This is a genomic window from Microbulbifer maximicatervae (SeqCode) (genome assembly GCF_052467065.1).
Map to the genome: position 1 here is coordinate 609,669 of NZ_CP174299.1, position 21,910 is coordinate 631,578.

A 21,910-nucleotide genomic window follows, 5' to 3' on the forward strand; every position below is an offset into this window, starting at 1 on the left:
CGCCCGCCCCCTATTTATGTAGCAAGGATATAGTTTTGAGCCTGAAAAAAGACAAACAGAAAGTACTCGGAGAAGTTTTTGACGAGGAGCGTATTGCTGGATTCTTGATTGGCGAAGCTCCCGCAGGCGTAAACCGGGATTTTCATCTTCTCGAGCGCGCCTACCGAAGTATGAAAGCAGAGAGCTTTGCCACATTTATAAAATTATTTCTCGCTGAAGGCCTGGATCTGAACAGTCCTGGTCCCGATGGAAAAACTCTGCTGGCACGTATTGCTGAACACCGCCAGGGCGCAGAATATAGCGAGATTTTAAAAGCCGCTGGCGCCAACTGAGAACTCTGGAAATTTAGGCATCGTACCAGCGAAAGGTGAGAGTATGACTTCAAATCCCGTTCACGGTATCGACGCATTGGTGCGCGGTATCCACTTGATTACCCGGCGTGAGTTACGCCCATTTATCCTGGTGCCATTACTAATAAATCTGGTGCTGTTTATTATTATCAGTAGCATAATGATTTCACAGCTCGGAGGGCTTACCGATTATATAAGTAGCCTGCTTTCCCACACGCCGGTAAATACGGAGAATATGTCCTGGTGGGAAGCCATTATGGCCAAGGGTGCAGCATGGACCGCCAGTGTTTTTCGCTGGCTGGCCTGGATTATTGCACTAATAGTGCTTTTCCTATTTTTCCTTGCTTACGGCTATTTATTTAGCGTCATCACCAACATTATTGCCGCCCCCTTTAACGGTTTGCTCGCTGAGAAAGTAGAGGAACTGCTAACCGGTAAAGCTCCTCCTGCCGAGCCGATAATGCAAATGGTATGGCGTACCCTGGGCCGGGAATTGCGTAAGCTGGGTTACTTTATATTTTGGGGTTTGATCGTATTTATAATTGCCACCATCACCAGCTGGACCATTATTATCCCCGCAGTGCTCACCGCAGTTTGGGGCGCTTGGTGTATGGCTATTCAATACGTTGACTACCCACTGGATAACCACCAGCGGCCATTCGATGAATTAAAAACGGTACTGCGCCGCCGTAAACTCACTAGCCTTACCTTTGGTGGGACCGTGATGCTTGCCAAAATGGTGCCGATTTTAAATATCTTTATTATGCCTGCGGCAGTTGCTGGCGGTACGGCTCTGTGGATTGAAAGATTGCGTATCGAGGGGGATCCGGGAACTCAAACACCAGTACTTCAGTAACCTTACCAGTAAGAAAGGAAGCCCTCTCGTACAGAGGGCTTTTTATTTTGACACTATCTTCCCGATGTTTTCTTCTTTTTCAGTGCGCGATACCAGGGCTGCTGATCCTTGGCGATATAAGCGCTAGCCGACAGGCAATTGGCCAAATCCTCAAGCTCCTGGGTAAGCACTTCACCTGAAAATTTTTTCCTTACCATCTGCTGGAGCTTGTCTGCCAACAATGCGTCACGCAATCCCTCTGGCCTCTGAATACCTGCAGAAAGAATTTCAGGAATCCACTCAGACAGATCCCGAACCGTTATCCAATCGTTTCCCTGCTCAGGATAGCCAGAAAAATCAGTATCGAATGCCAGGCCGGAATCGTTATTAAGAAAAGTATTATTTAACAAATGGTTGGAATTTTTGAACCTCATAAAGAACTGCTTGGCATCACCCCTTGAAGGCAGCAACTGAGTGTCATCCTCCAACATCATTGGCTTCAGCTTAATCAATTCAGATTCCGCCACTCCCAATTCCAGTAATTTATGGGTCAGCAAAAATTCCTTTCTACCTACTCCCTCATTCACTCTGCGAGCAGAAAGCTTCACATCCCCGCCAAGTAAAGCGAGAAAGTCACTCACAATATCACCACCGTGCAAAGCTTCTCGGCTGAAAAGCCTCACTTTGAGGAAGTCAGCTCCAAATACAGCTGCCCACAGCTTTAACTTGGCAAAATAGTCGTAGTAAATTTCAATATCCTTACTGAAAGAAGGGAAGGCCCCTTCATCGTGGCCGAGTAGTTTACTTGAGGAACTCCGATTGGAAGCCGCTCCTCTAGCTCCTTGTTTCTTAAAAGATATTGCCTGTAGGTCTTGCCTACGCAAGTAAACAATTACCACAATTTTATCGAAATACTTGCTACATACTCGCTGAACAAGCTCGATACTATCGCGCTGGTACAGATAGGAAAGGTGCTCAGCTGAAACTATCACTTGCTCACTGCGGCTCGCAGCAAGAAGCTCATCAAGTCGGGAATTTACCTGGAAATGGACGCGACCCTTCTCTTTGCATACATCAATACACCCTGAAGAGTTCCCCTTTTTCCCAAGGGAAAGAAATTCAAAGCCTGCCTGGTCCAGAGCCTGTACTTGCTCCTTCATTGCCAATTGAAGGGAGCTGGAGCCGGTTTTATGGAAACCAATATGTAGATAAAGGATGCGCATCCGAATGTGAACTGTAATTTTTATTGAATGAAGGATGTCAATTTCAGGCCGCAAGTAGACTCCAGTATTACCGGTGTCATCTGAAGTTGCAGGGCCTTACTTCACGTAATAGGCCAAATTTGTTTAATTTTAGGACAGATTTGAAAGTTTGAATGAAATTAAAGCCTCTACTGGTACATTCGTCACAGTTTAAACCTTAACAAAGCAAAGGAGCGGTGAATAGCAGGAGGGGGAAAAGCATTCTCGAGCAGGTAGTAAGTGCTGTAAGGGCTAACCCCCTTACAGCACACAGGAGAATCAGTGCCGACGTGGACGACGATGACCTCCAGAGCCACCGCGACGCCCATCGCGATCACCGTGACTGCGCTGAACTTTCACCTTGGGCGGTTCAACCAAAAGCTCTTCTGGCGGCACTTCGCACTTGAGCTTGCCACCGAGCAGCTGCTCAATGGGCTCCAGACGCATGGCATCATCTTCACAGGCGAAACTGATAGAGGTGCCCGTTTTACCCGCCCGACCAGTTCGGCCAATGCGGTGAACGTAATCCTCCGGCTCTTCAGGCAAGGTGAAATTCACCACGTGGCTGATGCCATCGATATGAATACCACGCCCGGCGACATCGGTAGCTACCAGCACCTTGGTTTTACCAGACTTAAAGTCATCAAGAGTGCGAACCCGCTTATTTTGTGCCACTTCACCGGACAGCAGGCCCGCAGAAATACCGTGAGCGAGAAGCTGCTCGTGTAAGCGGCGGCATTGGTCGCGGCGGTTGGCAAATACAATCAGGCTATCCACCTCTTCCCGCTGCACAATGTTGTAAAGCAAGGTGTACTTTTCTTCGCTGGCGGACAGGTAGACATGCTGCTCTACGGTATCCGTGGCAACCCTCTCCGGCTCAATCTCCACAACTACCGGATCATCCGTCCACTGCTCCACCAGATCATCCACTTCGGGAGTAAATGTGGCGGAGAAGAACATGGTTTGGCGATGGGTTTTACGCGGCGTCTGACGAACAATACGGCGCACTTGGGGGATAAAGCCCATATCCAACATGCGATCCGCCTCATCGATCACCAGGACTTCCACCTGATCCAGGAAACAATCCCGATTGCTGACAAAGTCCAGCAGGCGACCCGGCGTCGCCACCAGGATATCCACCAGCCGCTCATTCAGGTTTCTCTGCTGCTTGTCATAATCCATACCGCCCACCAGGGTATGAATCTCCAGCTCGGTGTGTTTACACAGTGCCTTGGCATCATCGGCAATCTGCATTACTAGCTCACGGGTCGGAGCGATAATCAGGGAGCGGGCTTCGCCAGCATAGCGCTCACCTTCAAACGGGTGCTTGAGCAGATCGTCAATCACTGTGATCAGGAAGGCCGCTGTCTTACCGGTACCGGTTTGTGCCTTACCCACCAGGTCGTGGCCATTGAGGGTGTGGGGAAGGGAGCGACCCTGAATTGGCGAGCAATACTGGAAACCCAGGTCGTGAATAGCGTGCATCAGCTCGTTGGGCAGTCCCAGGTCGTGGAAGCGGACCTTGCCCTCCTGTTCTGGAACCTGGAATTCATCCAGGGACCAGGGCGGTGCGGGTGCCGCTGGCTTTCTGCTGCGCTGGCGCCCTTTTTGAGCGTTTCTGCTACCGCCCCGGCGCGACTTCCCCTCCGCCTGTGCGGATTTTGTACGCCCCTTGGCAGCCTTATCAGACGGCTTTTGCCCTTCTTTTCGGCGTCCGGAGCTGTCTTCTCCCCGGCGGGAGCCCTTATCCTCTTTGGAGGAGGATCGGCGGAACAACTTTCCTATCAAGTGAAATACTCGCTCAAATGTTCAAATAATCGGCGAGTATAACATCTCTACGGGGATCCCTGCCCGCTATAGTGACGGCACAGCCAGTAATCCACACTGAAAAACCGCCCCGCCCCACTACAAAATAGCACCAGCAGCATAATGAAGTAGGTAGCTGCAAACTCAATACCATTTTTCAGGATGGTCACTCCTCCAGTTTCCACAAGCCATTCATAATTGCCGTGCTCCTTGAGTAAACCAACAATCTTCTCTTTACGCACCGAAGCTTCATCGATAAGGTCCTTGCGCCACTCCCAGGGCACACTCAAGGTTTTATCCGGCAACGCAGACCAACCGTTCTCCCAGTGGGCCGTATAGGCTGCCACTGCCATCACAAACATCAGGGGAATCGCCACCAGCCGAGTCGCTACGCCCAGCAAGATAGCGATACCACCAAAGAATTCCACCAATGCAGCTATCCACGCCATCAACATCGGCGCTGGAAGCCCCAACCCCCAATCGGGATTGCCAAACCAGGCAGCAACATCTTCGATATTATTCATCTTATTCATGCCGGCCAGGATAAAAATTGGCGCCAAATAAATCCGTAGTAATAATGGCCCCAGCCAGTCTATTTTGCGTACATAATGTACAAAGCAGTTGTACCAACCGCTCAGACTATTCATAGCTCCACTCATTTAGCTCACTCTCTTATCAGTGTCTTTGTTCACTTTAGTCGAGTGATATCGCCAACTCTTACACCGCACTATCTCAGCGCCCCAGAAAGCACATCTATGCTTGCAGAACCCAAGTAACTTGAGGGCAACCTGGTGGGGAAAACTTACGTACTGGTCCACGGGCTATTTCATGGAGGCTGGTGCTGGAGCAGAGTCGCCCACCTCTTGCAGCGTAATGGGCATCGAGTACTCACCCCCACCCATACTGGCCTGGGGGAACGCAAACACCTGCTCTCTCCCTCCGTTGGTCTGGATACCTTTATCCAGGACCTGATCAATACAATCCTCTGGGAGGAGTTGCGGCAAGTCATCCTTGTGGGCCACAGCTTTGGGGGAATGGCCGCAACCGGTGCCGCCGACGCTCTACCCGAGCGGGTACACCGATTAATCTACCTGGATGGCGCTGTTCCTGAGCCGGGGCGCCCATTTAGCAGGCAGCTCCCCAGCGGTATAGAGGAGCAGCGGCTCAAGCAGGCACAGGATATCGACGGTACTCTCTGTATTATGCCTCCACCACCAGAAGCCTTGGGGATAACCCAGCCAGATGATATCAACTGGCTAAAACGCCGTATGACCCCGCATCCCATCAAAACGCTACTGGATCCCATCCACTTAAAACGCTCTCCTGAGCAGGGCCCGCCGTGTACTTTCATTCACTGCACCCAACCCGAATACCCGCCAGCCATCTACAGTAGCCACAAGGCTAAGCAAATATCCGGATGGACATATCGGGAAGTGGAAATAAACCACGACTGCATCATCAATAAGCCCGAAATTGTAGCCAAACTACTTGAGGAAAGTCCGTAATCGGCACTGGGCGCAGGCGCCGTTTGTACCGTAGAATGTCGGACCTTTTTGCGGTTTTGCCCCGCTGCTCCCAAGCAGACTGAAAGCCTTTCCGAACTTTGACCCACCGACCGTTTTCAGCTGCCTGTGTACATTGCGAAGGTTAAGGTCTGTTAACACTCCCCCGCAGGATTAATTTTTTGTCAAAATTAGCCCAGACCCCAGAACCCTCTATCGAGATCAGTAACAAGAGCTCAGGTTTTTCTTTGTTCAAGCTTTACCGAAATGCCACTAAAACCGAACTGTCGCACCTAACCACCTTGGGAGGCCCCCTGGTGGTCAGCAACCTGGCTGTAGTGAGCATGGGAGTTGTCGATACTCTGGTAGCAGGACGCGCTGGAGAAGTAAGTCTCGCCGGGCTCGCCTTGGGAGCCAGTATTTGGGCTGTTTGCGCAGTGACACTAATCGGCCTGCTCGCTGCTATCTCCCCGGTTGTTGCACACTTGCGCGGTGGTCGCGATGAAGCCGGCTGCGCCAGGCAATTACACCAGGCGCTGTGGATCGCACTGATCGGTGGCATTCTGGTGTTTTCCGCCCTGCTTGCGGTTCCTATCTGGAGTCACTGGATAGACACGGAAGAGTCGGTTCGAAAAGTGATGGAGGGCTATGTACTGGCCCTGACTGTCGGCACCCTGCCTTTTGCACTCGGCACAGCGTTGCGCGGCTACTGTGAGGGTATGGGACAAGTGCGCCCGGTAATGCGTATCTATATCACTGCCGCAATTTTAAATATTCCCCTGGATATTCTTTTGGTGTTTGGTGCCGGCCCCATACCGGCGATGGGAGGAGCGGGATGTGGGTGGGCTACCGCAGCGGTCAGCTGCCTGATCGCACTGGCACTCTTCTGGCACGCGAACACTGATCCGGTCTACCACAAGCTAAAACTTAGGCTGTTACCACCTCGCCCCCACTGGCCAACCCTGCGCCACTTGCTCGCAGTTGGCCTGCCAATTTGTGTAGGTGCGGCCAGTGAAGTTACTTTTTTTGCCAGCCTTACCATTTTGCTTGCCCCTTATGGTGCAGCCATTGTCGCCGCCCATCAGATAAGCATGAATGTGGGATCGATTTTTTACTTGGTCGCACTGGCACTGGCCCAGGCCCTAAGTATCCGCACCGCCCAACTACTCGGTCAGGGACGGCCAAAGCGCGCGCGCTTCTGTGGCAAAGTGGGCATCAGTAGCGGCCTAATCTACGCACTGGGCACCGGTGTACTCTTGATTACCCTGCGCACCCTGTTTGTTCAGGCCTACACCAGCAATGAAGAAATTATCGCGGTGGCCACCAACCTGCTATTGCTGTGTGCCGCATTCCAACTGGTGGATGTCACCCAGGCAATGACCTGGGGCGCATTGCGCGGATATAAGGACACCAGTGCGCCCATGTTTATACAGCTATTTTCCTACTGGCTGGTGGGGCTTTCTACCGCCTACTGGCTGGGAGAGAGCTTCTGGGGGGTATACGGTTATTGGACCGGTGTCTGTATCGGCCTGGGAACGGCTTCAATCCTGCTGGGAATTCGCTTTTGGCGAACCAGCCGCAGAGCCATCGAGCGAACCTACGGATACGCGTAATTCGGCGCGTATCACATTCCTCGGGAACGTATTGACTATACTGGCGCTCCAAAGTCCCAATCTGTGCCGGACACAAGGCTCTCCGGCACACCCAGATATACGAAGTTGACCGGAGTGCCGAATGATCCCGCGCCAATCCTCCCGAAGGACCCGACACCTGCTAAGCCTGGCTTTACTACTTTCATCCACCCAGGCCCTGAGCGCCGATGACAGCACTGGCGAAGAGACAGAAGCGGTCCCTCAAGCTGCCAATATGCAGCTGGACCAACCGGTGATCACAGAGCTGGGGCCACCCACCAACGCTGCCCCTACTGAAGAGCAATCCCAGTCGACAGATGCTGGTTCTGAAGAAATTTCCCTGCCCCAAGCGGAAAATCTGGAGCTGGACCAACCTATTCAGGAACTGGATAAACCGGCAGCTCCCACCGAGACTGCTCCCACTGCCGATAAAGAAACTGAAACAGTTAAACCTCAACCCGAATTACCGGAGCCCGGCACCATTTCCCTGGTTCCGGGAGAGACGGCCAAGCCTCTGCGATTATTAGGCTCAGAGGTTCCCCCTGCGACCTCTACGCGCCTAGCCTGGTCTCCCAGCCAACACTTTGAAGGGGTCTATAGCCCCACCGCTGTGTTGGTGGTTAACGGCGCCAAGCCAGGGCCGGTTCTCTGCCTTACTGCGGCAGTGCACGGTGATGAGCTGAACGGTGTGGAAACCGTGCGGCGGGTTATGTACGACCTGGACGCAGACCATTTAAGCGGTGCGGTAATTGGCGTACCCATCGTCAATCTGCAAGGCTTCCATCGAGGCTCCCGCTACCTGACTGATCGACGCGACCTGAACCGGCACTTCCCCGGCGATCCCAATGGCTCTTCGGCCTCGCGAATTGCCAATTCATTTTTCCACGAAGTGATCAGCCACTGTAACGCCGTGGTGGACTTACATACGGGTTCTTTTTATCGCACCAACTTGCCACAGTTGCGCGGCGACTTAACCAATCCCAAGGTAGTGAAAATGACCCAGGGTTTTGGCTCCACTGTGGTGCTGCACAGCGCCGGAGCCAAGGGTACCCTGCGCCGCGCCGCTGTGGAGGCAGGTATCCCCACCGTCACTCTGGAAGCCGGAGCACCGATGGTGCTGGATGAGCTATCGGTAAGTCACAGTGTGAAAGGTATACGCACTCTGCTCAACCAGCTGGGTATGGTGAGTAAATTCCGCCTCTGGGGCGATCCCGAACCGGTTTACTACACCTCCACCTGGCAGCGGACATCGACTGGCGGGGTTATCTTTAGTGAAGTCCAGCTCGGCGAGTTTGTGCGTAAAGGCGACTTACTGGGAACAGTAACCAACCCTATTACCAATGTACGCACAGAAATTCGCTCCGAGCACAACGGCCGCATTCTCGGCATGGCATTAAACCAGGTCGTGCAACCGGGGTTTGCCGCCTACCATATCGGTATCCAGGCTCCCCAGGAACAAATCAGCCAGCCCCAGGAAGTAGTAGCGGAAGAATCGGTCGCTGACAAATCAGAGAGTAAAGTACCAGCCACCCCAGAAAACCGCCAGCCGCCGACAGAAGGTGAGGAGTAAATCCTCACCTATTAATCACTGACCTTATCGATCACCGTCACTTCGGGCATTGCCAAAGGTTCCGGTTGAAGGGTTATATGGTCGATATCGAAGCGCTTGACCAGGGTTTCCCGCAAGCGCTCCAGTACGCTGGGCCAAGCCTGTAAGTCATCCACCACAATATGGGCCGATAGGGAAATAGTGCTGGAATCCAAACGCCAAATATGGAGATCGTGCACAGAGCGTACGCCGGTTACCGCCGCCAGTGTCTCGCCCACAACCGGAAGGCTCAATTCCCTGGGTACCCGCTCCATCAATACATCGATCGCATCCCTGAGCAGTCGCACGCAGGAAACCAGGATTAACAGGCAAATAAGCAGTGAAAGCAGGGGGTCGATGGGTACCCAGCCGGTAACATAAATCACAGCTCCGGAAGCCAGTGCTGCGACAGAGCCCAGCATATCGCCCATCACATGCAAAAGCGCACCGCGAATATTGAGCGTGCGCTCGCCTTTTAATAAAACCCAGGCCGCCAGAATATTAATCAGCAACCCCATGGCTGCAATCAACATCACCGTACTGCCATGCACCGGCTGGGGATTGCGCAACCTATCAATGGCCATAAAAGAAATACCGACCACGATCAGAAGCATAATCAGGCCGTTGGTTACCGCAGCTAAGACCTCCGCTCGCCCCCAGCCAAACGACAATTCCCGGTCGGCGGGTTTTTTCGCCAGTACTGCGGCAATAGCCCCCAGTGCCAGGGCAAAAGTATCGGTCAGCATATGGGCGGCATCGCCGAGCAATGCCAGTGAGCCAGATAGCCAACCACCTATGGCTTCAACTATGGAAAAACTGAGAGTGAGAACCAGTGCAATAATTAATGGGCGCAAAGCCCCATTGCCGGTTCGGTGGTGGACATGATCATGCACAGGCTCCCTCCTCAAATCCCTGTGGCAGCTCCGCAGGTATCACTATTTTTGCCCTAAGGTAATTCGCTCCCAACCGGAATAATCCCTGCGACTTGAAACTTTATTCAATCCCGCCGCAGAAAAAATATCCCGCACGCTCTCAGCTTGCTGCCAACCGTGCTCCACCATTAGCCAGCCATCGTTTTCCAAGTAATCACTAGCGGTTGTGGCGATATGCTCAATATCTGCCAAACCCTGTCGCTCTGCCACCAACGCAGTGCGGGGCTCAAAGCGCACATCGCCCTGCACCAAGTGCGGGTCAGATGCATCGATATAGGGAGGGTTGCTAACGATCAGGGAAAACGGCTGTGGCTCTAAACTGGAAAACCAATCGCTCTGGATAACTTGCACATTTTGCAACTTGAGGGAGCGCCGGTTTTCCTCTGCCAGTGCTACCGCAGCGGGTGATTTCTCCGCTGCAATAATTTCCCATCCCGGTCGCTCCGACGCCAGAGCCAGTGCAATAGCACCAGTGCCAGTGCCCAGGTCCAATGCTCGCAACCTGCCCTGGGGGAAAAGCTCCAGCGCGGTCTCCACCAACAATTCAGTGTCCGGGCGGGGGATCAGGGTGGAGGAATCCACCTTTAGCGATAGGGACCAAAATTCGCGCTCACCGATAAGGTGTGCCACTGGCTCTCCCGCTTGCCGGCGCTGGAGCAACTGCTCATAGCGCACTTGTTCAGCTTCATTCAATTCGTATTCCGGCCAGGTATAGAGCCAGGTGCGCTCGCGCCCCAACACACTGCCGAGCAGAAGCTCTGCATCCAGGCGCGCGCTGTCGCTATCGGTTAATTGGGCGCAGCGTGCGATATTTTCCTTGACGCTGGTCATGGAGAAAAACCTATAAAACGCCGCTCGAGGCGGCGTAAAAAATCTGGATTTATTGGGCCAGGGCCGCCAACTGGTCGGCCTGGTATTCCGTACGCAATGGCCCGATCACCTCCCCCAGAGCCCCCTGCATAATCTCATCGAGTTTGTAGAGGGTGAGGCCGATACGGTGATCGGTAACCCGACCTTGGGGATAGTTGTAGGTACGGATTCGCTCAGAGCGATCACCGCTGCCCACCAGGCTGCGGCGGGCATCGGAAATTTCCTGGGCCGCCGCCGTTTCCTGCGCAGTATTGAGCTTCGCTTGCAACAGTGCCATTGCCTTGGCTTTGTTCTTGTGCTGGGAGCGCTCATCCTGACACTCCACCACAATTCCCGTGGGAATATGGGTTAAGCGCACAGCGGAATCGGTTTTGTTAACGTGCTGACCACCAGCACCGGATGCACGGTAGGTATCCACACGCAAATCCGCTTTATTAATTTCAATCGCATCGCGCTCATCCGGCTCCGGCATCACCGCGACCGTACAAGCCGAAGTGTGAATACGACCCTGGGATTCTGTTTCAGGAACCCTTTGTACCCGGTGCGCACCGGACTCAAATTTTAATTTTGCGTAGACATCTTCACCGGCGACGCGAGTGATAATTTCCTTGTAACCACCGTGCTCACCAAGATTTTCACTGACAATTTCTATTCGCCATCCCTGCTTCTCCGCATAGCGAGAGTACATGCGGAACAGATCGCCGGAGAAAATAGCCGCTTCATCACCACCGGTTCCTGCGCGAATTTCTAGGAAGACATTTTTTCTGTCGTTGGGATCGCGCGGCAACAGCAAAGTCTGTAGCTCTCGCTCCAGCGGCTCCACTTGACCTTCAGCCTCGCGCAGCTCTTCCTGAGCCATTTCGCGCATTTCCGGATCATCTTCCCCCATCATCTCCCGAGCCGCGACCATATCTTCCTGTAGCTGTTTGTAAGCGCCGTAGCATTTCACCACTTCTTCCAGCTCAGAATACTCGCGGGAAAGATCGCGGAATTGATCCTGATCAGCAATTACGTCGGCGTCGCCCAACAGCGCAGATACTTCCTCGTGGCGCTCAAGCAGGGTTTCCAGTTTATTCAGTAACGATTCTTTCATTGATGCTTTTTCTCTAAATCGATATCGGTGAGATCATCCAACCCAACGACCTCGCGAGCGATACGCAAACGCTCAATATCACCCTCCGCCGTGGCTTTTTTCAGACTGACGGTGGGTGCATGAATTAATTTATTGGTGAGAGAGCGAGCGAGCTGCTCCATCAGTCGACGAGGGTCCTCGCCTTTTTCCAGCTGCAAAAGTACCCGTTCAAGTTCGGAAGTGCTCACTTCCTGGGCTCGCTGCCGGTAGCCGCGAATACTATCCACAGCCTCCAAAGAGCGGCTCTCTTTGGTAAATTCAGCCGCTGCAGCATTTACGATTTCTTGAGCGGCCTCCGCCGCTTTCTCACGGGAGCGCTTGCCCTCATCAATAACCCCGCGCAGATCGTCCACCGTATACAGATAAACATCATCCAGCTCGCCAACTTCCGATTCGATATCACGGGGTACCGCAATATCCACCATAAACATGGGGCTGTGCCGACGCTTGCGCAGCGCCGATTCGACCGCTCCCTTACCCAGGATCGGCAGCTGGCTCGCGGTGGAGCTGATAACGATATCCGCGCGCGCCAGATGCTCGGGGATATCCGCAAGCAGGATTGCCTCGGCCCCAAAGCTCTCTGCGAGCAACTGGGCCCGGCTCAATGTGCGGTTGGCAACAATGACCTGCTTGATTCCCTGATCGAGCAAATGGCGGGCAACCAGCTCCACGGTCTCTCCCGCACCGATCAACAGGGCAGTCTGCTTTTTCAGGTCGGTGAAGATACGCGAAGCCAGAGAAACAGCGGCGTAGGCAACAGAAACCGGGTTTTCACCGATTGCAGTTTCGGTGCGAACCTTCTTGGCGACGGTAAACACCCGCTGGAAAACCCGGTGCAGTTCACTGCCCACACTGCCGGATTCCCGCGCCACCGCATAGGCGGACTTAATCTGGCCGAGGATCTGCGGCTCACCCAACACCAGGGAATCGAGACCACAGGCAACGCGCATCATATGGCGTACCGCTTCTTCATCGCTGTACACATAGGCACAGCCCTTGAGCTGCTCCAGGGGCACTTGGTGGTATTCAGATAGCCATTGCAACAGGGCTTCTGACTCCACATTTCCGTATATTTCGGTGCGATTGCAGGTAGACAGGATGGCCAGCTCGCGGCACCCCAGTGCTTTTCGCGCATCTCCCAGTGCGCCGGGCATCACCTCGGGGGCAAAGGCCACCCGCTCGCGCACTTCGACCGACGCGCTATCGTGGTTGATACCCAGGGTAAGAATTGGCATAGACTTCCGTTAGCATTAAATCTTAAAAGGCGGAAACCGCACTGGGAGCGCATTTTCATAGGCAGCCGTCTCCCTTGCAAGCGCAAGAGGCAGTAAAATTGCCCGCCGATTTGGCAAGAGCCACTGCCCACCACCGTTCCAAACCCGATTCACGACTAGAATTATATGGCGATAATCGTTTAAAACACGCCAGTAATACCCCGCTTTCAGCGACAACGTAACGTATGGACACGATCTATGCTCCCACCTCGCGCACATCAGCTTCCAACCCGAATTTCCAGCCACCAGCTCAAGCTTGCCGCATTCCTTGCCGTATCCGTAATACTTGCTTCTTGTACCCAGCACCAGACGCCGGCAGCCCCCTCTACAGAAATCGCGAGCACAGCACTGGAGCCGAGCAACCTTAAGGGGAAGGAAACCACTGAGTCAGGTGGGCCGGAAGCTAAAACTTTCCCTATTGATACCTTTTACACCCTTCTGGTGGCCGAAGTCGCCGGTATCCGCGAACAGTACGATGTCGCACTGGCCAATTACTACCACCAGGCGGAGGTCACCAAAGATCCCGGGGTTGCCGCCCGCGCTACACGCATTGCCCGCTTTTTAAATGCCCGCCAGGCCGCCTTGGATTCAGCCAGGCTATGGGTAGAGCTTGAGCCACAAAACGCCGATGCACAGCTGGCCCTCACAGCCGAGCTGACTTTGTCCGGCGACTTACACACAGCCCTGATTCACGCCAGTAAAACCCTGGAACTCGGCGGCAACCCACCCATGCAATCTCTCGCAGCAACCGCTATTGGGCACGAGCAACTCACGGAACAAGCCAAGCGGGAGTTTGCCCGACTGGCAAAAGTCTATCCCCTCGATGACGAGGTCGTGCTCGCCTATGCCATGGTACTGCGCACCGAGAGGGAATTTGCCCGCGCCCTGTCCCTGGTGCGCCGCGTCCAAGAGCACCATCCAGACCAACTGGATGCACCACTGCTGGAAAGTCATCTATTGGTTGATCAGGGCAAGCGCAAGGAAGCCATTTCCCTTCTCGAGCGACTCGTCGGCATCCATCCTTCCGAGAGCCGCCTGCGCCTTCAGTACGCCCGCCTGTTGATTCGGGAGGACCTGGCCCTGGCACGCAAGCAGTTTGCCGAACTGGTTAAGCAGCGCCCTGAAGATGGCAACCTGATTTTGTCGTTGGCCCTAATTCAGTACGAGACCGAGCAAACTGACGAGGCCAAAGTCCTCTTTACCCAACTACTTGAATTACAGCAGCACGAATCCGCTGCTTATTTTTACCTGGGCAGCATTGCAGAAAAATCTGGGGATTTTTCCCATGCAATTAAATATTTCCGCGAAGTGGGGCCCGGTAGTGATTACGTAGAAGCCATTACTCGCGGTACGGAATTACTGGCGAGCCTCGGACAGTACAACACTAACCGGGAGTGGTTTTCTGAACTGAGAAAACAACACCCCACTCAGGAAGAACATTTTTACCTGATGGAGGTCGAATTACTTCGCAAAAGTGGTGAAGCCAGTATGGCTTTGCAGCGAGTAGACGAGGCATTACAAACCAACAGCACCAGCGGTCGCTTGATGTACACTCGCGCGCTGTTGCATGACCAACTCGGCAACGCACAACAATTCGAAAAGGACTTGAGAAACCTGCTGGAAAGAAATCCCGATAACGCCACAGTTCTCAACGCGCTCGGTTATAAACTGATTGAAGATAAATCCCGGCACACAGAAGCCTACCAATTGATTAGCCGCGCTTTGGAACTCGAGCCTGAGGACCCGGCAATAATCGACAGCATGGGGTGGATAGAGTACCGTCTCGGCAATCACGAAGCTGCGGAAAAGTATCTGCGGCAGGCGATGGAAAAGTTGCCCGACCACGAAATTGCCGCACACCTCGGTGAAGTACTCTGGGTTCAGGGAAACAGAGAAGCCGCCATGAATATGTGGAGAAAAGGCCTTCTGCTGAATCCCCACAGCAAAATTATTCCGGCTGCCATGAAGCGCCTACAAATCAAAGAGTCACTGGAACAACATGCATCAGATAGCTGACAAGACAACCGCGCGAAGATTCTATCTGTTACTGCTGGCATGTCTGGCAATAATGGTTTCCGCTTGTGCCGGTCAAAAAACCAAACAGGAACCGGAGCCAGGCTCCCCCACTGAAAATCAAAATCCAACGCCGCAAACAGTAGCTGAATTTACCCAGTGGAATCTCAAGGGCAAGCTGGGTGTTCGCTCCCCCAAAGAAAACGGCAGCGCTAACCTGGCCTGGCTTCAGGGCGGTGCAGAGAATTTTCGCCTGCATCTCAGCGGTCCGCTCGGAGCGGGTACTACCGTCATCACCGGCTCAGCCGGTGGCGTCAGTTTGGTACGTGGTAGCGAGCCGCCAATTTATGCGCGCAACCCGGCACAGCTAACCCAAGAAGCACTGGGGTGGCCCCTGCCCGCCCGGGAGATGTTCTACTGGGTGCGCGGTCTTCCCGCGCCCGGCGCCAAAAGTGGTGAGCAGCGCAACGCCCAGGGCCAGCTGCAAAGCCTGCAACAATCCGGCTGGGCCTTGAGTTTTAGTGAATATCGCAGCGAAGGCTCCTTTATGCTGCCAACCCGGATCAAAGCACAAACCAACAGTCCCACTGGCCCGGTATCCGTCACCCTGGTGATTAAAGACTGGGGTTTGTAAAGAGTTTTACATAACTCTGCCAATGCCCAAATCGCAGCATGCAGGTATTATGGCGATCCTGTAATTGATTGACCCCTTTTTGCCTCATGCTGCTAACCCTGCCCGCTCCAGCAAAACTCAACCTGATTCTGCGCATTCTCGGCCGTCGCCCGGATGGCTACCACGAGTTACAAACCCTGTTCCAACTTCTCGATTTCGGCGACTTATTGGAATTCAGTGAGCGCAGCGATGGCATTGTCAGTATCGATGCAGGCCAGCTGGATGTGGCTGAAGAGGACAACCTGGTTTATCGCGCAGCTCAATTGCTGCGCAAACAAGCTGAGCAGGACCGACAAAATTCTCTCGGCGCCTCTATTCGGTTGATAAAGAAGTTGCCTCACGGTGGCGGCATCGGTGGAGGCAGTAGCGATGCCGCCACCACTTTGCTCGGGCTCAACCACTTATGGCAGTGCAATTTATCGATCGATAAACTGGCGGAGCTGGGACGGCAATTAGGCGCCGATGTTCCAGTTTTTGTGCGCGGGCGCACCGCTTGGGCGGAAGGGGTTGGTGAAAAATTAACCCCAATAACCACCGAGCAACGCCACTACCTGGTTGTCTCAACTGGTTGCGAAGTGAGCACTGCAAAAATTTTTCGCGATTCACGTTTGACAAGAGATTCAGTCGCAATTACATTAGCGGCCCTTCGCGAGGAGCAGGCCAACGAGATGCGACTCGGCAGCGAAAAACTGGAAACATTTTCCGGCAATGACTGCCAGCCATTAGTTGAAAAGCTCTACCCTGAAATACGCGATGCCAGAGAATGGCTCGAGCAACTTGCTCCAGCACAACTCACCGGCACCGGGGGCTGCATTTTTGCGGCATTCCCTACGGCAGAGGCAGCCATTGAGGCACACGCCAAACTGCCTGAAGCGTGGCAGGGTTTTACAGCAGCGGGTGTATTGGTTTCACCGACACATCAAGCGCTAGCGAAAATCTCCTCAGATTTTTGAGGAAACATTACTGGGGCGTAGCCAAGCGGTAAGGCAGCGGGTTTTGATCCCGTCATGCGAAGGTTCGAATCCTTCCGCCCCAGCCACTTTCTTTATATGCAATGGCACAGTCAAAAACCGGTTCCGACATGATTCAGTCTACGCTGATCCAGCCGGCCCAGGCCATTCGCACAGGGCTTTACAGAGCCACTCCCCAATTTTTAAAGAATCCTGAAGGCAGGCTTGAATGCAAGCGCCCGATGGTTGTGCGAGCACGCACCCAGAGCAACCCGTTGAGCAAGGAAAAAAACTGTGGCCAAAACCCTGTTTTTATCCGCGCAACAGTGCGCCGCTCAACACAAAAGTGTTGCAGCAAAAACCCTGACTGCTAGCAAATATGCAGGCATCTACACTTCAATTCACTTCAAGACAGAATTAAAGGAACTCGCAGTGGCTGACTTAATGGTCTTTACCGGCAACGCAAACCCGGAACTGGCACAGAAGGTTGTCGACCATATGGCGATCCCCCTGGGTGAAGCCACGGTCAAGCGCTTCTCCGACGGCGAGATTGCAGTAGAAATTACCGATAACGTACGCGGCCGCGACGTTTTCGTGGTGCAATCCACCTGCCAACCCACCAACCGCAACCTGATGGAACTGATCCTGCTGGTAGACGCCCTGCGCCGCGCCTCCGCCGGCCGCGTTACCGCTGTAGTCCCCTACTTTGGCTACGCCCGCCAGGATCGCCGCGTAAGATCCCAGCGCGTGCCGATTTCCGCAAAAGTGGTTGCCGATATGATGGTAAGCGTAGGTATCGACCGCGTATTAACCGTCGACCTGCACGCGGAACAGATCCAGGGCTTCTTCGACGTTCCTGTGGATAACGTTTACGGCTCCTCTGTCCTGCTCGACGATATCGAGCGCCAAAAGTACCAGAACCTGGTGGTGGTATCCCCGGATATCGGCGGTGTTGTGCGCGCCCGCGCCGTGGCCAAGAGCCTCGACTGCGACCTGGCCATTATCGACAAGCGCCGCCCAGCCGCCAATGTTGCTGAAGTCATGAACATTATCGGTGAAGTCAGCGGCCGCACCTGCCTGCTGGTAGACGACATGGTCGACACGGCCGGCACCCTGTGTAACGCCGCCAACGCACTAAAAGAGCACGGCGCCGAGAAAGTTGTCGCCTACTGTACCCACCCGGTACTGTCCGGCAACGCCATCACCAACCTGAACAACTCCGTTCTGGATGAGCTGGTGGTTACCGACTCCATCCCCCTGGGTGACAAAATGGAGAAGGCACCAAAAATTCGCCAGCTGACCCTGTCTGCAATGCTGGCCGAGTCCATGCGCCGTATCAGCAATGAGGAATCCCTGTCCGCAATGTTCCGCTAGGAACTTGCCGATCAAGGTATCCCTGCGCCCCGCATGCCGGGGCACTTTGCCTTTAGCGCTGATTCCCGTAGAATACGCGCCCGCCCGGCACTGCCGGGCGATTACTTTTGGGCCCAGTGCCCATTTAACATCCATGCCAGAGCGGTCCGGTCGCAGGTCACTCTGGACAGACAACCCGAGGTTTATCCCATGTCTGATATTAAATTGAACGCCATTGCCCGCAGCGATGAAGGGAAAGGTGCGAGCCGCCGCCTGCGTCGCCTGGAAGGCCGTGTACCCGGCATCATCTACGGCGGTGAAGCAGAGCCTGCTTCTATCTCCGTGCTGCACAAAGACCTGACCAAAGCTCTGGAAAACGAAGCTTTCTTCTCCTCCATGCTGACTGTTGACGTAGACGGCAAAGAAGAGAAAGTTATCCTGCGCGACCTGCAGCGTCACCCGGCTAAAGCCCTGCTGCTGCACATCGACTTCCAGCGCGTATCTGCCAACACCAAAGTACACGTTAAAGTACCTCTGCACTTCCTGAACGAAGAGAGCAGCAAAGGTGTTAAGGCTGGCGGTATCGTTTCCCACACCCTGACCGAGCTGGAAGTTAACGCTCCTGCCGGCAAGCTGCCTGAGTTCATCGAAGTGGACCTGGCCGACCTTGAAATGGACGGCGTACTGCACATCTCCGACCTGAAACTGCCGGAAGGTGTTGAGTCTGTGGCACTGAGCCACGGCGAAGACCACAACCTGGTTGTAGCTTCCATCCACAAGCCTCGCGGCGCTGTGGAAGCTGAAGCTGAAGAAGCTGGCGAAGGCGAAGAGTAATCGCCTTGGCTGCGGCACCGGATACTCCGATCCAGTTGATTGTCGGCCTGGGAAACCCCGGACCGGAATACGATCGGACGCGACACAACGCCGGTGCCGACTTTGTTGTCGAGCTGGCCCGCCAACAAGGCACCCAGCTCAGCCTCGACAGCAAGTATCACGGCCTTACTGGCCGTGTGCGGGTCGGCAGCCAGGATATCCGGCTGCTGATTCCCACCACCTATATGAATCGCAGTGGCCAATCTGTCGGCCCACTGGCGAACTTCTTCAAGATTCCCCCGGAAGCCATTCTGGTCGCTCACGATGAGCTGGACCTGGCCCCCGGTATCGCGCGCCTGAAAGCCGGCGGCGGTCACGGTGGACACAACGGCCTGCGGGATATCATTGCCGCACTGGGCAACAACCGAAACTTTATGCGCCTGCGACTCGGTATTGGCCACCCCGGCAGCTCGAGCGAAGTGGCCCGGTTTGTACTCCAGCGAGCCCCCAGGGCGGAACAGGAAACACTGGCTGATGCGATCGATCGCTCGATCGACGTTCTACCCACCGCCGCTTCCGGCGACTGGGGCGCAGCCATGAAAACGCTGCACACCAACAAATAGATCCCACCCGCCGGCTTGCCTTTTGCCGCGGAAATCTCGATAGTGTGCTGCGCTAAATTGCCGGTATTTTCCCGGCTGGCCCGGACCCTGAGGTGGCCGAGACATCCCGCCCATCCAAAATCCCGCCAGCGCAACCACTACCGGACCTCAAACGCAATTAGCAGAGCGCGCTGTATGCGCCTCGGGCAAACGGAAAAATATCACCATGGGTTTTACTTGCGGTATTGTCGGCCTACCTAATGTGGGCAAATCCACCCTATTCAATGCATTGACCAAAGCGGGTATCGATGCGGAAAACTTCCCCTTCTGCACCATCGAACCCAATGCTGGGGTCGTGCCGGTACCAGATCCCCGCATCGACAAGCTGGCTGAGATCGTCAAACCGGAAAAGGTAATTCCCACCACCATGGAATTTACCGATATCGCCGGTCTGGTTGCGGGCGCCTCCAAGGGGGAAGGTCTGGGTAACAAGTTCCTTGCCAATATCCGCGAGACCGACGCTATCGCCCACGTTGTGCGCTGCTTCGAAGACGATAACGTTATCCACGTCGCAAACCAGGTACACCCTGTAGCGGATATCGAGGTAATCAATACCGAGTTAGCCCTGGCCGACCTGGACACTGTGGAAAAGGCCCTGCAGCGCTTTACCCGCGCCGCCAAGGGGCAGGACAAGCACGCGATCAAGATGAAAGCGTTGCTGGAAAAAATCCAGCCCCACCTGGATGAAGCCAAGCCGCTGCGCTCTTTCGAGCTTTCAGAAGACGAACTGGCGGACCTGCGCGAATTGAGCCTGCTCACTATCAAGCCCACCATGTATATCGCCAACGTGGACGAAGATGGCTTCGAGAACAATCCGCACCTGGATGCTGTGGCAGCCATCGCCGCTGAAGAGAACGCGGTACTGGTACCTATCTGCAACAAACTCGAAGCGGAAATTGCCGAGCTGGACGACGAAGAAAAGCAGGAGTTCCTGGAAGAGCTGGGTATGGAAGAGCCCGGGCTGAACCGCGTGATTCGCGCCGGCTACCAACTGCTGGGCCTGCACACCTACTTCACCGCTGGAGTGAAGGAAGTTCGTGCCTGGACCATCCCACTGGGCGCTACCGCTCCCAACGCCGCCGGTAAAATCCACACCGATTTTGAAAAGGGTTTTATTCGCGCAGAAGTGATCAGCTACAGCGATTACATTGACAACAACGGTGAGGCCGGCGCTAAAGACGCGGGTAAATGGCGCCTGGAAGGCAAGGACTACATTGTCGCCGACGGCGACGTAATCCACTTCCGTTTTAACGTCTAACCGCCTCCCCTTTTTTTGCCTCCCCACCCCGGGGAGGCGCGCCACCCGTGTAAATTCCATGGCTCAATCAAACTGGAAAGTCGGCCTGCCCCTGGCGCTGATCACCGTATTTATGTGGGCAACCCTGCCCATCGCTCTCAAAGGGCTTCTCGAATACATCAGTCCCGGTACCGCCACCTGGTATCGCTTTGCCGGTGCAGCACTGTTAGCGGGCGTCTACTACGGACAGGCGCGCAAGTTACAGCTCAAGCCACTATTCAGTCGCGGCTTACTGCTTTTCACCTTCCTCGCCGTTGCCGGCCTCCTGGTGAACTACCTCGCCTACGCCAGTGGACTCAATTACATTACCCCTGGTGCCGCTCAGGTTGTAATCCAGCTGGCCCCCCTGCTTCTACTAATATCCAGCGTACTTTGGCTGGGCGAGCGCTTCTCGCCGCGTCAGTGGAGCGGCGTAGTACTGGTAGTAATTGGGCTACTGCTATTTTTTAACCAGCGCCTGGAAGAGCTGACCAGTGGCGCCGGCGGCGAATACCTGCTGGGGCTCGGCTATATCCTGATCGCCGCTGTCACCTGGGCGATTTACGGCTTTTTCCAGAAAAAAATATTGAGCCGCGCAACACCCCAGGATTTACTGGTAGTGATTTATATCGCAGGAACCCTGTTCTTCCTGCCCATGGCGGAGCCAATGAAGGTTTCCCACCTGGGCTGGCTCGAGTGGGTACTTTTGGCATTTCTCACCGCCAATACGCTGATCGCCTATGGGGCTTTTAGCAAGTCACTAGCGCACTGGGAGGCATCCAGTGTCAGCGCAACCCTGTCATTAGTGCCAGTCATCACCCTTCTGTTCAGTACGCTGATCAGCTCTATCTGGCCCGACTATATTGCAGTTGAGCCGCTCAACTGGATCAGCTGGGCCGGCGCCGGCGCCGTAGTACTCGGTTCCGCCCTCGCCGCAATCAGTTCCAGGCGCCGTTCTGAGCAGTCCCGAGCATCAGATGAAAAAAATCGCTAACTATCTGAAAAGAAT

Annotated in this window: 20 protein-coding genes and 1 tRNA gene; 14 read left to right on the forward strand and 7 right to left on the reverse strand. The window is 54.4% G+C overall.

Going from position 1 to position 21,910, the window contains the following annotated elements:
• The first annotated feature begins 35 nt into the window (after positions 1 to 35).
• Positions 36 to 332: a PA4642 family protein gene (locus ACJJI1_RS02820; RefSeq protein ID WP_444896334.1), complete on the forward strand. Its 297-nt coding sequence runs from the start codon at positions 36 to 38 to the stop codon at positions 330 to 332.
• Between the two features lie 43 nt (positions 333 to 375).
• On the forward strand, positions 376 to 1,206 hold the full coding sequence (cysZ, locus tag ACJJI1_RS02825; protein WP_444958474.1) for a sulfate transporter CysZ: 831 nt from the start codon (positions 376 to 378) through the stop codon (positions 1,204 to 1,206).
• 53 nt (positions 1,207 to 1,259) lie between these two features.
• On the opposite strand, the gene ACJJI1_RS02830 is transcribed toward cysZ, so the two are convergent.
• The 3 genes from ACJJI1_RS02830 to ACJJI1_RS02840 form a co-directional block, all read right to left on the reverse strand.
• A complete protein-coding gene (locus tag ACJJI1_RS02830; RefSeq protein ID WP_444958475.1) occupies positions 1,260 to 2,462 on the reverse strand; it encodes a hypothetical protein in 1,203 nt (400 codons plus the stop codon).
• A 243-nt stretch (positions 2,463 to 2,705) separates the two neighbouring features.
• A complete protein-coding gene (gene rhlB / locus ACJJI1_RS02835) occupies positions 2,706 to 4,214 on the reverse strand; it encodes an ATP-dependent RNA helicase RhlB (RefSeq protein WP_444958476.1) in 1,509 nt (502 codons plus the stop codon).
• A 47-nt stretch (positions 4,215 to 4,261) separates the two neighbouring features.
• Positions 4,262 to 4,879, reverse strand: a complete 618-nt coding sequence (locus ACJJI1_RS02840; protein ID WP_444958477.1) for an HvfX family Cu-binding RiPP maturation protein — start codon at positions 4,877 to 4,879, stop codon at positions 4,262 to 4,264.
• A 144-nt stretch (positions 4,880 to 5,023) separates the two neighbouring features.
• Between ACJJI1_RS02840 and ACJJI1_RS02845 the strand changes: the two genes are divergently transcribed.
• The 3 genes from ACJJI1_RS02845 (at position 5,024) to ACJJI1_RS02855 (ending at position 8,935) form a co-directional block, all read left to right on the forward strand.
• Positions 5,024 to 5,737 carry an alpha/beta fold hydrolase gene (locus tag ACJJI1_RS02845; protein WP_444958478.1) on the forward strand — a complete coding sequence of 238 codons (714 nt, stop codon included), beginning with the start codon at positions 5,024 to 5,026 and terminating at the stop codon, positions 5,735 to 5,737.
• Between the two features lie 179 nt (positions 5,738 to 5,916).
• Positions 5,917 to 7,347, forward strand: coding sequence for an MATE family efflux transporter (locus ACJJI1_RS02850; RefSeq protein WP_444958479.1), 1,431 nt, complete (start codon positions 5,917 to 5,919; stop codon positions 7,345 to 7,347).
• Between the two features lie 121 nt (positions 7,348 to 7,468).
• Complete coding sequence (locus tag ACJJI1_RS02855; RefSeq protein WP_444915717.1) at positions 7,469 to 8,935, forward strand: succinylglutamate desuccinylase; 1,467 nt, start codon at positions 7,469 to 7,471, stop codon at positions 8,933 to 8,935.
• 11 nt (positions 8,936 to 8,946) lie between these two features.
• Here the strand turns inward: ACJJI1_RS02855 and ACJJI1_RS02860 are convergent, their stop codons facing one another.
• Genes ACJJI1_RS02860 through hemA form a run of 4 tightly spaced genes read right to left on the reverse strand, consistent with a single transcriptional unit; the run spans position 8,947 to position 13,122 of the window.
• Entirely contained in the window at positions 8,947 to 9,846 is a 900-nt protein-coding gene (locus ACJJI1_RS02860; protein ID WP_444958480.1) for a cation diffusion facilitator family transporter, read from the reverse strand.
• A gap of 42 nt (positions 9,847 to 9,888) precedes the next feature.
• The gene (prmC, locus tag ACJJI1_RS02865) at positions 9,889 to 10,716 is read right to left on the reverse strand and encodes a peptide chain release factor N(5)-glutamine methyltransferase (protein WP_444892993.1); all 828 of its coding nucleotides are present in this window, start codon (positions 10,714 to 10,716) and stop codon (positions 9,889 to 9,891) included.
• 49 nt (positions 10,717 to 10,765) lie between these two features.
• Entirely contained in the window at positions 10,766 to 11,848 is a 1,083-nt protein-coding gene (gene prfA / locus ACJJI1_RS02870; protein ID WP_444892992.1) for a peptide chain release factor 1, read from the reverse strand.
• Positions 11,845 to 13,122 (reverse strand): glutamyl-tRNA reductase, encoded by a 1,278-nt coding sequence (gene hemA, locus ACJJI1_RS02875; RefSeq protein ID WP_444958481.1) that lies wholly within the window; start codon positions 13,120 to 13,122, stop codon positions 11,845 to 11,847. Before hemA ends, prfA begins: the two co-directional genes overlap by 4 nt.
• Before the next feature lie 237 nt (positions 13,123 to 13,359).
• On the opposite strand from hemA, the gene ACJJI1_RS02880 reads away from it, so the two are divergent.
• The 9 genes from ACJJI1_RS02880 (at position 13,360) to ACJJI1_RS02920 (ending at position 21,895) form a co-directional block, all read left to right on the forward strand.
• The gene (locus ACJJI1_RS02880) at positions 13,360 to 15,177 is read left to right on the forward strand and encodes a tetratricopeptide repeat protein (RefSeq protein ID WP_444958482.1); all 1,818 of its coding nucleotides are present in this window, start codon (positions 13,360 to 13,362) and stop codon (positions 15,175 to 15,177) included.
• Positions 15,161 to 15,808: a lipoprotein insertase outer membrane protein LolB gene (gene lolB, locus ACJJI1_RS02885; protein ID WP_444896324.1), complete on the forward strand. Its 648-nt coding sequence runs from the start codon at positions 15,161 to 15,163 to the stop codon at positions 15,806 to 15,808. The genes ACJJI1_RS02880 and lolB overlap by 17 nt, the downstream gene beginning before the upstream one ends.
• Before the next feature lie 68 nt (positions 15,809 to 15,876).
• On the forward strand, positions 15,877 to 16,800 hold the full coding sequence (gene ispE / locus ACJJI1_RS02890; RefSeq protein ID WP_444896323.1) for a 4-(cytidine 5'-diphospho)-2-C-methyl-D-erythritol kinase: 924 nt from the start codon (positions 15,877 to 15,879) through the stop codon (positions 16,798 to 16,800).
• Between the two features lie 11 nt (positions 16,801 to 16,811).
• Positions 16,812 to 16,886 (forward strand) — tRNA-Gln (locus tag ACJJI1_RS02895).
• Positions 16,887 to 17,241: 355 nt separating this feature from the next.
• Entirely contained in the window at positions 17,242 to 18,171 is a 930-nt protein-coding gene (locus tag ACJJI1_RS02900; RefSeq protein ID WP_108735320.1) for a ribose-phosphate pyrophosphokinase, read from the forward strand.
• Positions 18,172 to 18,360: 189 nt separating this feature from the next.
• Positions 18,361 to 18,984, forward strand: a complete 624-nt coding sequence (locus ACJJI1_RS02905) for a 50S ribosomal protein L25/general stress protein Ctc (RefSeq protein ID WP_444958483.1) — start codon at positions 18,361 to 18,363, stop codon at positions 18,982 to 18,984.
• A gap of 5 nt (positions 18,985 to 18,989) precedes the next feature.
• Complete coding sequence (pth, locus tag ACJJI1_RS02910; protein WP_444892988.1) at positions 18,990 to 19,586, forward strand: aminoacyl-tRNA hydrolase; 597 nt, start codon at positions 18,990 to 18,992, stop codon at positions 19,584 to 19,586.
• Between the two features lie 205 nt (positions 19,587 to 19,791).
• Entirely contained in the window at positions 19,792 to 20,883 is a 1,092-nt protein-coding gene (ychF, locus tag ACJJI1_RS02915; RefSeq protein ID WP_413663075.1) for a redox-regulated ATPase YchF, read from the forward strand.
• A gap of 58 nt (positions 20,884 to 20,941) precedes the next feature.
• Positions 20,942 to 21,895, forward strand: coding sequence for a DMT family transporter (locus tag ACJJI1_RS02920; RefSeq protein WP_444958484.1), 954 nt, complete (start codon positions 20,942 to 20,944; stop codon positions 21,893 to 21,895).
• Positions 21,896 to 21,910: the final 15 nt, after the last annotated feature.